This is a genomic window from Mesorhizobium sp. CNPSo 4688, from assembly GCF_057784295.1.
Genome location: NZ_JBWLUY010000012.1, coordinates 96,650 through 108,919 on the forward strand (window position 1 = coordinate 96,650; position 12,270 = coordinate 108,919).

Genomic DNA, 12,270 nt, shown 5'->3' on the forward strand with positions numbered 1-12,270 from the left:
ATGGGACCAGGCACGAAACTGCCGCGCCAGCGCCTCCTGAGGGGCCGGAAACTTGCACGCGCTACCATGGTGGCACTTGCCGCGTCTTTGACGGCCGCCGCCCCAGCGTCCGAAGGACGCGCTTGCGGCTATGACAGTCCGCAAACGGTTTCGCAGGGTTTCCTGAACTGGCTCTATCCGGATTCACTCTACGTCATCGGCGCGATATCGAGGGAGGTGGCGGCGGGACGGCTGCCGCAGGCGAACTTCGATCAAACCGGACCAGATCTATTCGGACACAGATTTAAGCTGACGGCGACGGCGCTGGAGCAATTCGGCGAGATGCTCCGGGTAGCATCGCCAGGCCCCTCCCAACCGTCGGTTTCCCTGGTCGTCGTTGAGCCGATGCTGTGGACGCGCTTCGATCAGGGCCCTGATGGCTTGCGCACAACGGTTCATGTCTCGGGGGCGCATCCCGGCGATCTCGTCCTCGTTGCCGGCGAAGCCGTGATAGCCGAAATCGCGGCGCGGCGGTTGACCTTCGGTCAGGCTGTCGGGCGCGGCGTGGTGCGTCTCTATGGGCCGGCGCCGCAGATCGCCCAATTCCTGCTCAGCTATTCGGACGTCGGTGCAAGCGACAGTGCTGTCGGAACACCACAGAGACCGGCCTTCTCGCTGGCAAGCGCGGCGGCCGGCTCCCCCCATTTCGCCTCGATGCAATCGCACCCGGTTGGTATCGCGCCGGCCGAACTCGCATGCACACCCGACCACGCTGAGATTTCATTCCATCAGGGAGAGAGACAATGATCCGGAAACCGCTGACGATCACAAGTCTTGTATTGCTTACAGTCTGTGTAGGCGCGGAGGCGCGGGCGCAGGATGCCGGCACCTATACCGAGGAGGAAGCGGGGCAAGCCATCAAAGCCCGGCCCTACTCACCTTATGCCGGACGCAATTTCCCGACGCGGCCGCTGTTTGGTGACACGCATTTGCACACAGCCTTGTCCTTCGACGCCGGGGCGGCCGGAGCCAGGCTGGGGCCGCGCGAGGCCTACAAATTTGCGAAAGGCGAGGAGGTCATTTCCTCGACAGGACAGCCGGCCAGGCTGTCGCGTCCGCTCGACTTCCTGGTCGTCGCGGATCACTCCGACAATATGGGATGGTTCACCGACTTTATGGCCGGAAAGCCGGAGATCCTGCAGAACGCGCAAGCCCGTGAATGGTATGACATGATACAATCGGGGCACGGTGGGGAAGCGGCGTGGTCCATCGTGATGACCTTTTCGCAAGGCAAATTTCCGCCCGATATCATCTACCAACCGGGCAATCCCGCCTATCGGTCGGTGTGGCAGAGCATTATCTCGGCAGCCGAAGAAGCCAACGATCCGGGGCACTTCACCGCTTTCATCGGCTACGAATGGACGTCGCTGTCCAAGGGCAACAATCTCCACCGCAATGTCATCTTCCGCGATGGTGCCGAAAAGGCCGGTCTCATCGAGCCATACACGACGCAACCGCCCGTCGGCAGCAACAACCCGCGTGACCTGTGGAAATGGCTGAAGAACTATCAGGACAAGACCGGCGGCGACGTGCTTGCCATCGCCCACAATGGCAATCTGAGCAATGGCGAGATGTTCCCGATCATCGAGCCGGTCACCGGCAAGGAGATCGATCGCGAATACGCCGAGCAGCGCGCCCGCTGGGAAGTGCTTTACGAGACCACCCAGATGAAGGGCGACGGTGAGAGCCACCCCTTTCTCTCTCCCAATGACGAATTCGCCAATTTCGAGAAATGGGACAAGGGCAATCTTGACCTCAGCGTGAAGAAGACGCCGGACATGCTGGAGTTCGAGTACACGCGCTCGGCGCTGAAGAACGGGCTGAAGCTGGAAGCCAAACTGGGGGTCAATCCCTACAAGTTCGGCCTCGTCGGAAGCACGGATTCGCACACGGGCCTCTCCACCGCCGACGACGACAATTTCTTCGGCAAGATCTCGACCGGCGAACCGAGCCCGGAACGCTGGTCGCACCCCTTCATGGCGAACCCCAAGCTCGGGCTCAAGATCCTGGGCTGGGAGACGACTGCATCGGGCTATGCCGCGGTCTGGGCGCAGGAGAACACACGCGCATCGATCTTCGACGCCATGAAGCGGCGCGAGACCTATGCCACGACCGGGCCGCGGATGGCGGTTCGGTTCTTCGGCGGCTTCGATTTCGTCGAAGCCGACGCCAATACCCGCAGCCCGGCTATCGCCGGTTACACCAAGGGCGTGCCGATGGGCGGCGACCTCAAACAGGCGCCCGCAGGCAAGGTGCCGACCTTTTTGGTTGCGGCATTGAAGGATCCGATCGGCGCCAATCTCGACCGCTATCAGATCGTCAAAGGTTGGCTGGACGCCGCCGGCGAGGTGCATGAACAGGTCTATGACGTCGCCTGGTCCGGCGACCGCAAGCCGGGCACGGACGGCAAGCTTCCGCCGGTTGGCGACACGGTCGACGTAGCCAATGCCACATGGACCAACACGATCGGAGCGCCAGAACTTAGCGCCGTGTGGAAGGACCCCGATTTCGATCCGTCCCAGCGGGCTTTCTACTATGGCCGCGTCATTGAGATCCCGACGCCGCGCTGGCCCGCCTATGATGCGAAATACTTTGGCATCAAGATGTCGCCTGATGTGACCATGACAACACAGGAACGAGCCTACACATCGCCGATCTGGTATACCCCAGCCGGCTAAGGAAGCGCTGATTGGCAGGCGGATCGCGCGCCGCCTGTCAACGACGCTGGTTCAGAGCCTTTGTCGGCCCCGCCAACGAACTAGGCGGGGCGAGCTTGGCTATGATTGTGTCTGGCTGCTGCAACTGCTCCAAGGGCGCCAAGCAGTGAAGAACAATAACGTCTGCTACATTATGTTGATGGTCGTTGAGACTGCTGCGGCAACGTTCTTATATTTGACGATTTTCCCGATCTTCCGGCAAGTGATCACCCAATTGGGAGAACCACAGGATATCAGCCCCTACGAGCAGGCCGCGGTGGCTTGTGGTGCGCTCGTTCTGCAGGCCTGCTACTGGGTCAGGTTTCGCTGGGTTGCGATCCCGGCCCCGTTCCGCAATGCCTTGGTGAGACACCTGTTCCTGTTTGCCAGCCGTGTCAGCTTCTTTTTCGGAGGCGCTTTGTTTTCGGTTTTCTTTTTCCGCCACGTGCCGGAACTCGATCAATTCCCTTCTTTCATTCAAGGAGCAGTCAAGCTGCTGGAAGTCCTGCTGGTTCTGTTCAGCCTGTTTTGCTATTCGCTCGAAATAGAACGGTTGGGCAGGGCAGGGGAACACCATTCCTCCGCGCCTGGCCGCACCAGATAATTCAGGCTGGCTAAATCCGGCCGCGACAAGGTGCCGATCGATGGCGGGCTTGTCTGCCCGTCAAAGTTTGGGAGCGGCTTGAGACAATTTCCAGGTGTCTGGAACAATCTTGGACCGACGACGTTTCATCCGGTTAATGACGACGTTTCGCATACGGTAAATATTGCCACCAGCGAGGACGCGATCATGAGGTTCCTATCAGGCATAGCGACCGCCCTCGTCGCAACGTTTGCACTTATGAGCACTGTTCCAGTTGATGCCGCCCCGGTCTTCGTGCCCAGGGCACAAGGCGCGCAGTCCGATGTCATCCAAGTTCGGGATGGCTGGTACAGGGGCTATCGCCACCACCACCGGCACAATGACTTCTGGGCCCCCGGCGGCGCTTTTGTTGCCGGAGCGTTGCTCGGTAGTGTGATCGCCAACAACAACGGCTACTATAGCGGGTATTACCGAGGCGGTGACTACTACGGAGATCCGTATTATGGCGATCCCTACTACGGAGATCGGTATTATGTCGATCCGTATTACCACAACCGGTATTATGCCGACCGCTATTACGGCAATGGGTATCACTCAAACAGGTCCTATCGCCCATGCTCGCCCAGGGAGGCGGATTCCGGCAACTGTTACTAGCTGTCGTCGTAGCGGGCAGGGCGCCTTTGACCGTTTTCTGGGTGATAGACACAGCTCAATATTAAGCCGCCGATGCGAGTCCGGCCTTTAATGGCTTTCCGCGATGAGAGTCGACCTTACTTCGAACGACCTCGCAGTCAGAAAGTTACCCTTCCCTCCACGTAACTTACGTTCCGCTGCCGGCTCGGTCCGGTAGTCTTGGGACAACACGACCCAATTAACGGGATGGAACCCCGACTGGGAGTCAAAAACGGTCTCGGCGGCGGTGTGCCGGTTCCGTGGCAGATCGGGGGTCCTCTCTCGTTGCCGCCTCGGTTCATCTCAGTCCCGCAGGGAGGGAGAAAATGGACAGTCGATTTCGGCGGCATCTGCTGAAAGCGTCGCTGGCGGCACTGACGATGCTGGCGGTACATGGCCGGTCCCATGCGGCTGACCTCCTCATTGCTATGCCGAACTGGCCCTCTGGCCAGGCGGCCGCCAATATCATCAAGTACGGCATCAAGGAAAAACTCAATCTCGACGCCGACGTGCGCGAGATGGGATCCATGACCGCATTCGCCGGAATGGATACCGGGGAGGTCGACGTCTATCCGGAAGTCTGGCTTCCCAATCTCGAGTCGCTTGTCAAGAAATACGTCGACGGGCGCAAGACTGTGGACCTCAGTCCCAAGGGTGTGTCGGCGACGCAGGGCATCTGCGTGACGCGCGAGACGGCTGACAAATATGGTGTCAGGGACATCTCAGATCTGGCCGATCCCAAAAAAGCGGCCGTGTTCGATACCGACGGCGATGGCAAGGGCGAAATGTGGATTGGCGCGCTGGGCTGGTCGTCGACGAGCATCGAGAAGATCCGGGCCAAAAGCTACGGTTATGAAAAAACGATGACGCTCCTTCAAATGCCGGAAGACATGGCAATGGCTGCAGTCGATGCGGCCGCGGCAACCGGGCAACCGATGGCTTTCTACTGCTACAGTCCGCACCACATGTTCAAGCTCCATGATGTCGTCCAATTGACCGAGCCGAAACACGATCCCGCCAAGTGGCACATCGTGATGCCGAGTGACGATCCTGACTGGCTTACGAAATCGGAGGCGCCGGTGGGGTGGGACGCATCGCATTTCTACATCGGATTTGCGTCATCGACGGCGAAGCGCCTGCCGAAAGTGGCGGCCTTCCTCTCCCATGTCGACTTCACACCGGAGGAGGTCACCGAGATGAGCTACGCATTGCAGGTCGATCGGCAAGATCCCGCCAAGTTCGCGCAGGCTTGGGTTGCAAAGCATCAAGACCGGCTTAGCGCCTGGTCGAAGTAGAGACAGGGACGACCATGACCTCTTCGATCGCAAACCGGTCCATCACTTCGAAAGGCAATAATAGCAGAATGGCTGGCCGCTGCCTTGTTCTTGGCGCAGCGCTTGTCATGACCGCGATCGGCGCGACGTTGGCGTATGCCGCTCAGACGCAGGTATTCGATCCGCAGACGCATAAATGGGTCGATTACGACAAGAAGAAAGCGCGAAAATACTACGCCGCCCATAAAGAGGTGCCCGAGGCATTTCGCCCGCAGATGGTCAAGTTCCGAACCGCGGAGGCGCCCGGTACGATCATCATCGATGGCAACAAGCATTTTCTCTACCTTGTGCAGTCAGGTCAGCAGGCCATGCGCTACGGCATCGGCGTCGGTCGAGAAGGCTTTGGATGGGCCGGTATCGTGCGCGTCGGCCGCATGGCGGAATGGCCGACCTGGACGCCCCCGGCCGAAATGGTCGCTCGTGATCCGAACGCGGCCAAATACGCGGCAGGCATGCCGGGAGGTCCCGACAATCCGCTCGGCGCCAGGGCGCTCTATCTCTACGAGGGCGATCAAGACACGATCTACCGGATACACGGCACACCGGAGCCCTGGACGATCGGACTCGACGTGTCATCAGGGTGTATCCGGATGCGGAACGACGACATCACCGACTTCGCTGCCCGCGTCAACGTCGGCGCCAAGGTCATCGTTCTCATGCAGGGGGCGGCCCTTTACAAGGGCGTTTGAAGCGGCATTCGGAGAGGGACAAGCAATGTCGGCAAAACATGCAGTGAAAAGTTGGATCCTGGTTGTAGCTCTTGGATTCACGGCGCAGAGTTTGAGCGCTTGCGTTAGCACGCCACCGCCTGCTCCGGAGCAGATGTCGAGGACGCAGGTCGAGACGGCCCCGGCGGATCTGCAGCTTCTTTGCGCCAACGCGGTCGCCAAGTCGAGCGGCGTCGACAGCGCCAAGATACTTCCGATCTCGTCGAGCAAGATCGATTCCAAAACTTATCAGGTCGAGTTGGATGCCGGTGGCAAGAAGACAAGCTGCCTCGTGGACACGGACGGCGCCGTCAAATCCGTTGAGCCCATCTGATCGGCCGTTCGGATTCTCGAGCTGTCGCTCCAGCGGCGGGGAACTGGCGACAATGTATGACTGGGCAACGAGGCATAGATAAATGCACCCGAACGCGCCTAACGCCGATCACGCGCTTCCGCGCTCGACCATGATCGATGCCGCACTTAAAATCGGACTTTTGGCCTTGCTGGTCTACGCCTGCAGCCGGATCGTGTTGCCTTTTGCCGGCATCCTGCTCTGGTCGGTCATCCTGGCGGTGATGCTCAATCCGCTGCACCTTCGCCTGGCCGTCCGGCTTGGTAATCGGTGGTCGGCGGTGCTGATCGGGTTGGTCAGCGTTGTGGTGATGCTGGTGCCGATAGTCGCAGTGGTGACGTCGCTCGGGTCTTCCATATTTTCGCTTGTCTCGGCCTTGCAGAACCACACTCTGACCGTGCCGCCACCGCCGCCATGGCTGGCCGACCTTCCGCTGGTCGGCCAGAAACTGACGGAAACCTGGGCGCTCGTCGCCACCAACACGCCAGCGGCGCTTGCCAAATATGGCCAGATGTTGAGCGGCCCTGCGACATCGCTGATGTCGTTCGCCGGCGGCCTGGCCGCCGGTGAATTATCGTTTGTCCTTTCATTCGCAATCGCGGCGGTTCTCGTCGCCTACGGCAAGGGTGCCGCCGAATTCGCCAAGCACCTGTTGGAACGTATCACCGGCAGCACGGCACGCGGGGCTCACCTGGTTACGCTGACCGCCGCCACGATCCGCGGCGTGGCACTCGGCGTGGTCGGCGTGGCGGTGATCCAGGCGCTGCTCGTCGGTATCGGATTCTTCGCTATTGGCGTTCCGGGAGCCGGACTTCTAACTCTCGCAACACTTTTGCTGGCCATTGTGCAGGTGCCGGCGGTGCTGCTGACCCTGCCTGTCATGGCTTATGTCTTTTCGACGGAAGCAACCACGCCGGCGATCATCTTTGCGGTCTGGACCTTTTTCGCCGGCCTCAGCGACAATATCCTCAAGCCATTGATGCTCGGTCGCGGACTGGAAGCGCCGATGCCGGTAATTCTGATTGGTGTCATCGGCGGCATGCTTGTCGACGGCCTGCTCGGCCTGTTTGTGGGCCCGGTGCTGCTGGCCGTCGGCTATGTGTTGCTCAATGAATGGCTTAGCCAGCCTACGGTCGAAGGCGGGGCACGGATCGAGGATCCAGCGGCATGATCACGGTTCTTGTAGTTGGCTTGCTGGCTATGTCGGTATGCCTCGCACTGCAGGCTCTGGCATCGATGCTGGCCGCGCGCTATTTCGCCTGGGCCACCAAACGACCGCTGGGTCCCAAGCCGTGGAGGTCGATCTTCCTGCAATTCTCGATACTGATGATCGTGCTCATGATCGGCAACATCGTGCAGGTCGCGTTCTGGGCGCTGCTCTACAGGTCGCTAGGTGCTTTTGAGGACTTTGAAACGGCGGTATATTTTTCGGGCGTCACCTTTACCTCGCTTGGTTATGGCGACGTGGTTCTCAGCGGCCGCATGCGGCTACTTGCGCCACTTCAGGCCGCCAATGGGCTGATGATGTTTGGGGTTACCACTGCCCTCTTCATCGCCGCTGTCCAGCATGCCACGGCCAAGTGGACCGCGGCGCATCCGGCCCGCGCGAAGGATGCCGGTTGAAGTCTACCTGCCGAGGACGCGCTTCAGCGGCCGAGGCTTTGGAGAGATCGAACAAGCCGCCAACCTATAGTGTATCCGCGTGGACATCCGATGGCGCGAGCAGGTAAATCAATGTGCGACATTCGCGGTTGTTACCACGTAAATAACGTCCCGGTTGGCTGGAACCGTCAAAAGACGGTGTATAGTGTAGAGACGGTCAGGGGTCGCTTACGCCATGAAAACCAGATGCGCGGTGTGGGTCGTGATTACTCGTGCCTGTGCGCCGGGTTATCCATGCCGGTTTGCCTGGGCCGAAGTTGACAAGAAAGCAGGCATCCGTCCGCGGCGTGATGCCCGCCTAATGTGACAGGGAGAAGATGCCATGGCGTCCGACGCGACCGGGACCTCTCAAGACAACTCTGCTCACGACGCCGATACACAAGCGACGAAGAAGAATCCGCTGCGCCGGGTCGCCCTTGTCGTCCTGCTACTGGCTTGCCTGCTGTTCGTGGTTGCGGTCTTCATGGAAAGGCGCACGCCTTCCTCATCGCAGGCGACGGTCAGCGCCTATGTCGTCGGCATCGCGCCGGAGGTCACCGGCCGGGTCATCGAAGTGGGTGTGACGGACAACAGCGGCGTGAAGCCTGGACAGATGCTGTTTCGTATCGATCCGCAGCAATACCAGTTGGCCGTCAATGAGGCAGAAGCAAAGCTTGCCCGAGTCGGCCAGTCGATCGGCGCTTCGACAGCCTCCGTCGATGCCGTCCAGGCACGTCTTGTGGAAGCAAAGGCAGTTCGCGACAACGTCCAGGAACAGGCCAACCGGGCCATGGAGCTCGTCAAGCGCGGCGTCTATTCCAAGGCGAAGTATGACGAGGCGAAGGCGGCGGTGGACCAGGCAAATGCCTCGGTCGTCGCCGCTGAAGCGGACCTCAAGCGGGCGCAGGAGGAGCTTGGGCCATCCGGCGCCGACAATCCGCAGCTGAAGGAGTCGCTCGCGGCGCTTGAACGCGCACAGCTTGATCTCTTGCGCACCACGGTCCTAGCGCCGGCGCAGGGCGTGGTCACCAACCTCCAGCTCTCCGTCGGAGGCGTTGTCGGCGCCGGCCAGAGCGCGATGACCTTCATCGATGTCGGCACGGTATGGATCACCGCGGCGTTCAAGGAAAACAGCCTCGAGAACGTCGCACCCGGCAACCGCGCGGACGTGTTGTTCGATCTCTTGCCCGGCCAGGTTTTTGGCGCGACGGTCGAGAGCGTCGGGATGGGCGTGGCTCAGGGAAGTGTCGACCCCAAGACCGGGTTGCCGAAGATCTCCACCGAAAGCGGATGGGTGAGAACGCCACAGAGCTTTCCGGTCCGCCTGATCCTTGACGAGGGCAGACCCAAGGGCGTGCGCTACGGGTCGCAGGCGAACGTGGTGATCTATACCGGCGACAATCCGGTGACCAATGCGATCGGCCGCATCTGGATGCGCGTGTTGTCGGTCCTGACCTATGTCAGCTGACGGCGACCTTGCGGACGCCAATGCCAGGCGCAAGGGTCTGCGCATCGCGCTGGCCGTAGCCGTCGGCTTCACGTGGTCGGTTCTGTCAGGGGCCATCCTCCCCTTTCTGGGACCATTGTTCGCAGCGCAGTTCCTGATCTCCAGTTCCCGCCCACTGCAGCTGAAACAGGCCCTGGGGATGGCGATCCTCATTGTTGTCGCCGGCGTACTTCTGCAGGCCGTCGCGATACTGACAGGTGATCGGCCGCCGGTCCTGCTGCTGCTGCTCGGGCTTCTCTATTTCGTTTGTTTCTACCTGCAGGCGAACGGCAAGGGCGGCGGGGCGATCTTTCTTGTCCTGGTGGTCGCCGTGATGGTGCCGCTGCTGACAGTCCTCAACCGCGATCTCGGCGATTCCATCCTGTCGATCCTTGTGCAGGGCGTGGTCAGTGGAGCGATCCTGATGTGGATTGCCCATGCGGTCATACCCGACCGAGGCAGCGCCGATTTTCGGGCCCCGGCTCCTGCTGCAAACCCGCGCGCTGCGCGCTATGCCGCCGCCAATGCCATCATTCTGCTGATCGCCGTGCTCGCTTGCCTGACACGGGACGGCCTCGCCACGGCGATCGTCATTCCGGTCACCGTCGCATCGCTGTTGTCGCAACTCGATGTCATCGCAAGCGCAAGGGCAGCCTTCGGCCTTGTCCTGGTCAATCTCCTCGGAGGCGCGGCCGCATCCGTTGCGTTCGCATTTCTGCAGGTTCGTCCCACTACCCCCACGCTGTTCGTCCTGGTGCTGCTTGCCGGCCTGGTGTTTGGCGGCCGCGCCGCGCTGAGCAATCCTGCCGCCAAGCTCTACGCGGGTGCGTTGACAATCTTCCTCATCCTGTTTGGAACGGGCGTCTCGCCCTTGCCGGGATCAGCGGCGGAATCCTTTGCCACGCGGGTCAACTACATATTGATAGCGATCGCCTATACGATCTTCATGACGGCGTTGCTTTGGCCAGGACCGAGGCGCAGCGCTGCAGACAGGGTGCCGTCATGAAGCGCTTGTGACCGCTCGGGCTTTGCGTCCTTTCCGTTTCATCCAGGCCTCGTCTCAGCGGTATTCCGTTTCGCCGAAGCAGCTGAACAAAGGCCTAGCCGATCGCCCTCGAAATCGCCGGCCGGATGCTTGCTTCGACGCCCAAGAACATCTCATGGTTCGGATCCGGCGGCCATCTGCGCCACGCCCTCGAACACTGCTGCTTGACGGGTACATTCGATCCGAAAGATGGCCCCGACATCGACTGATCTGCTGGCAGGGTCTCTCAGTTCTGCACGTAGCATACAGTTACTTACCTTCCGCATCGGCAGGCAATGCGCCAACGTAGCCCCAAGGCAAGAACCTTCGCCCGGACTCGGCGATAGAACATCGCTGACCACCAGGTTCACATACCTTGGAGGGACGACAATGGGGATCAAGTTTCCGCGCTGGCCTTTTGGCGCTGTGGCCATAATGGCGTTCTTGATGTGCTCCGGTCCTGCCTCTTTCGCGATTGCTCAGGATCAAGCCGCTGCCGCGGCTGCCGCAGCGGCCACCCCCGAACCCCTCGACGAGGATGAACTCGAAATCCTGGTAGCGCGAATTGCGCTCTACCCCGATGAACTTGTCGCGGTGATTTCCGAAGCGTCGCTTTATCCATTGCAGATCGTGGAAGCGAGCCGATTTTTAGATCAGGTCGCCAAGAAGCCAGGCCTGAAACCGAAGGAAGGCTGGGACGGCAGCGTCATCTCGCTGCTCAACTATCCCGACATCGTCAAGATGATGAGTGACGATCTGGAGTGGACCCAGACGCTTGGCAACGCGCTGACCTATCAGCAAAAAGACGTTCTGGTCGCCATCCAACAGTTGCGCGACAAGGCTGTCGCCAAAGGCGTGATCAAGTCCGATGACAAGATCAAGGTTGTCGAGGAGAACGACAATGTCGTCATCCGGTCCGCCAGTGCGGACAAGGTCTATGTTCCACGGTACGAGCCTGAAATGCTCTATGCCACCGACTATCCGGTTGCTCCGATTTCCTATTATCCAGACCCCTACCCAAGTTACTATTATCCCACCGCGCCCTATTTCGCGGCCTTCGTGACCGGTGCCGTCTGGGCAGCGGCGGTGGATTGGAATGGTGGGGGTGTATGGGGAGGGCCCTGGAACGGCAACGATATCGATATCGACTGCAACAATTGCTTCAACAACATAAACGGCAAGGTCAATTTCAACGATGTCGACTGGAAAAACGTCGACCGTTCCAAGATAAATTTCGACAAAAACCAATTCGCCAAGATCGATAACACGAGCATCGGCAATCGCGTTAAAACGAACGATCGCAACAATATGCGCGACAAGGCATCCGAATTGAGGAGAGGCCAGATCAGCGCGCTGCCTGGGAATTCGGCGAAGGTGAAAGACATCCGCCAACGCGAAATCAGACAAGGTCTGACAGCCAGGCCAGCAACGAGGCCGGATCTCAAGAGGCCAACCAACCCGAATGCTTCGGCTGGAAAAATTGACCAACCAGGGAAAATCACTCGACCGGTTGGAAAACCGAAGCCCGCAATGAGGGCAGACAACAGACCGAGGAATCCTTCGGGTCTTGGCAACGTCAGCTCCGGAAAACGTCAGCAGATAGCCTCCAACCGCGGTGCGAGGAGCATGGGAGGCGGAATTCGCAGCAGCGGCGGCGGCCACAAGATGATCAGGCAGGGTGGTGGCAGGCAGGGCGGCGGCGGGCGCGGCGGTGGCGGGCGCAGGCGTTAAAACTT

At 60.2% G+C, this 12,270-nt stretch carries 12 protein-coding genes; all 12 read left to right on the plus strand.

Translation table 11 applies throughout. From position 1 onward, the window contains the following. The 12 genes from AC04SH_RS23270 (at position 1) to AC04SH_RS23325 (ending at position 12,265) form a co-directional block, all read left to right on the plus strand. Positions 1 to 786: a hypothetical protein gene (locus tag AC04SH_RS23270; RefSeq protein ID WP_488576817.1), complete on the plus strand. Its 786-nt coding sequence runs from the start codon at positions 1 to 3 to the stop codon at positions 784 to 786. Next, positions 783 to 2,717, plus strand: coding sequence for a DUF3604 domain-containing protein (locus AC04SH_RS23275; protein WP_488576818.1), 1,935 nt, complete (start codon positions 783 to 785; stop codon positions 2,715 to 2,717). Before AC04SH_RS23270 ends, AC04SH_RS23275 begins: the two co-directional genes overlap by 4 nt. A gap of 145 nt (positions 2,718 to 2,862) precedes the next feature. Further along, a complete protein-coding gene (locus tag AC04SH_RS23280) occupies positions 2,863 to 3,339 on the plus strand; it encodes a hypothetical protein (RefSeq protein WP_488576819.1) in 477 nt (158 codons plus the stop codon). A 78-nt stretch (positions 3,340 to 3,417) separates the two neighbouring features. Further along, on the plus strand, positions 3,418 to 3,972 hold the full coding sequence (locus AC04SH_RS23285) for a hypothetical protein (protein WP_488576820.1): 555 nt from the start codon (positions 3,418 to 3,420) through the stop codon (positions 3,970 to 3,972). Between the two features lie 344 nt (positions 3,973 to 4,316). Further along, a complete protein-coding gene (locus AC04SH_RS23290) occupies positions 4,317 to 5,285 on the plus strand; it encodes an ABC transporter substrate-binding protein (RefSeq protein WP_488576821.1) in 969 nt (322 codons plus the stop codon). A 68-nt stretch (positions 5,286 to 5,353) separates the two neighbouring features. Continuing rightward, a complete protein-coding gene (locus AC04SH_RS23295) occupies positions 5,354 to 6,013 on the plus strand; it encodes a L,D-transpeptidase (protein WP_488576822.1) in 660 nt (219 codons plus the stop codon). Positions 6,014 to 6,038: 25 nt separating this feature from the next. Next, a complete protein-coding gene (locus AC04SH_RS23300; protein WP_488576823.1) occupies positions 6,039 to 6,365 on the plus strand; it encodes a hypothetical protein in 327 nt (108 codons plus the stop codon). Positions 6,366 to 6,447: 82 nt separating this feature from the next. Next, a complete protein-coding gene (locus AC04SH_RS23305) occupies positions 6,448 to 7,554 on the plus strand; it encodes an AI-2E family transporter (protein WP_477231745.1) in 1,107 nt (368 codons plus the stop codon). Next, positions 7,551 to 8,006: a potassium channel family protein gene (locus tag AC04SH_RS23310; protein ID WP_477231744.1), complete on the plus strand. Its 456-nt coding sequence runs from the start codon at positions 7,551 to 7,553 to the stop codon at positions 8,004 to 8,006. Before AC04SH_RS23305 ends, AC04SH_RS23310 begins: the two co-directional genes overlap by 4 nt. Positions 8,007 to 8,367: 361 nt before the next feature. Then, the gene (locus AC04SH_RS23315) at positions 8,368 to 9,492 is read left to right on the plus strand and encodes an HlyD family secretion protein (protein ID WP_488576824.1); all 1,125 of its coding nucleotides are present in this window, start codon (positions 8,368 to 8,370) and stop codon (positions 9,490 to 9,492) included. Then, a complete protein-coding gene (locus tag AC04SH_RS23320) occupies positions 9,482 to 10,516 on the plus strand; it encodes a DUF2955 domain-containing protein (RefSeq protein WP_488576825.1) in 1,035 nt (344 codons plus the stop codon). The genes AC04SH_RS23315 and AC04SH_RS23320 overlap by 11 nt, the downstream gene beginning before the upstream one ends. A gap of 408 nt (positions 10,517 to 10,924) precedes the next feature. After that, positions 10,925 to 12,265, plus strand: coding sequence for a DUF3300 domain-containing protein (locus AC04SH_RS23325; RefSeq protein ID WP_488576826.1), 1,341 nt, complete (start codon positions 10,925 to 10,927; stop codon positions 12,263 to 12,265). Positions 12,266 to 12,270 lie beyond the last annotated feature (5 nt).

Coding starts and splice junctions, on each gene's coding strand:
- AC04SH_RS23305 (WP_477231745.1), top strand. CDS start 6,448: ATGCACCCGAACGCGCCTAACGCCGATCACGCGCTTCCGCGCTCGACC.
- AC04SH_RS23315 (WP_488576824.1), top strand. CDS start 8,368: ATGGCGTCCGACGCGACCGGGACCTCTCAAGACAACTCTGCTCACGAC.
- AC04SH_RS23325 (WP_488576826.1), top strand. CDS start 10,925: ATGGGGATCAAGTTTCCGCGCTGGCCTTTTGGCGCTGTGGCCATAATG.
- AC04SH_RS23295 (WP_488576822.1), top strand. CDS start 5,354: ATGGCTGGCCGCTGCCTTGTTCTTGGCGCAGCGCTTGTCATGACCGCG.
- AC04SH_RS23320 (WP_488576825.1), top strand. CDS start 9,482: ATGTCAGCTGACGGCGACCTTGCGGACGCCAATGCCAGGCGCAAGGGT.
- AC04SH_RS23270 (WP_488576817.1), top strand. CDS start 1: ATGGGACCAGGCACGAAACTGCCGCGCCAGCGCCTCCTGAGGGGCCGG.
- AC04SH_RS23300 (WP_488576823.1), top strand. CDS start 6,039: ATGTCGGCAAAACATGCAGTGAAAAGTTGGATCCTGGTTGTAGCTCTT.
- AC04SH_RS23310 (WP_477231744.1), top strand. CDS start 7,551: ATGATCACGGTTCTTGTAGTTGGCTTGCTGGCTATGTCGGTATGCCTC.
- AC04SH_RS23290 (WP_488576821.1), top strand. CDS start 4,317: ATGGACAGTCGATTTCGGCGGCATCTGCTGAAAGCGTCGCTGGCGGCA.
- AC04SH_RS23275 (WP_488576818.1), top strand. CDS start 783: ATGATCCGGAAACCGCTGACGATCACAAGTCTTGTATTGCTTACAGTC.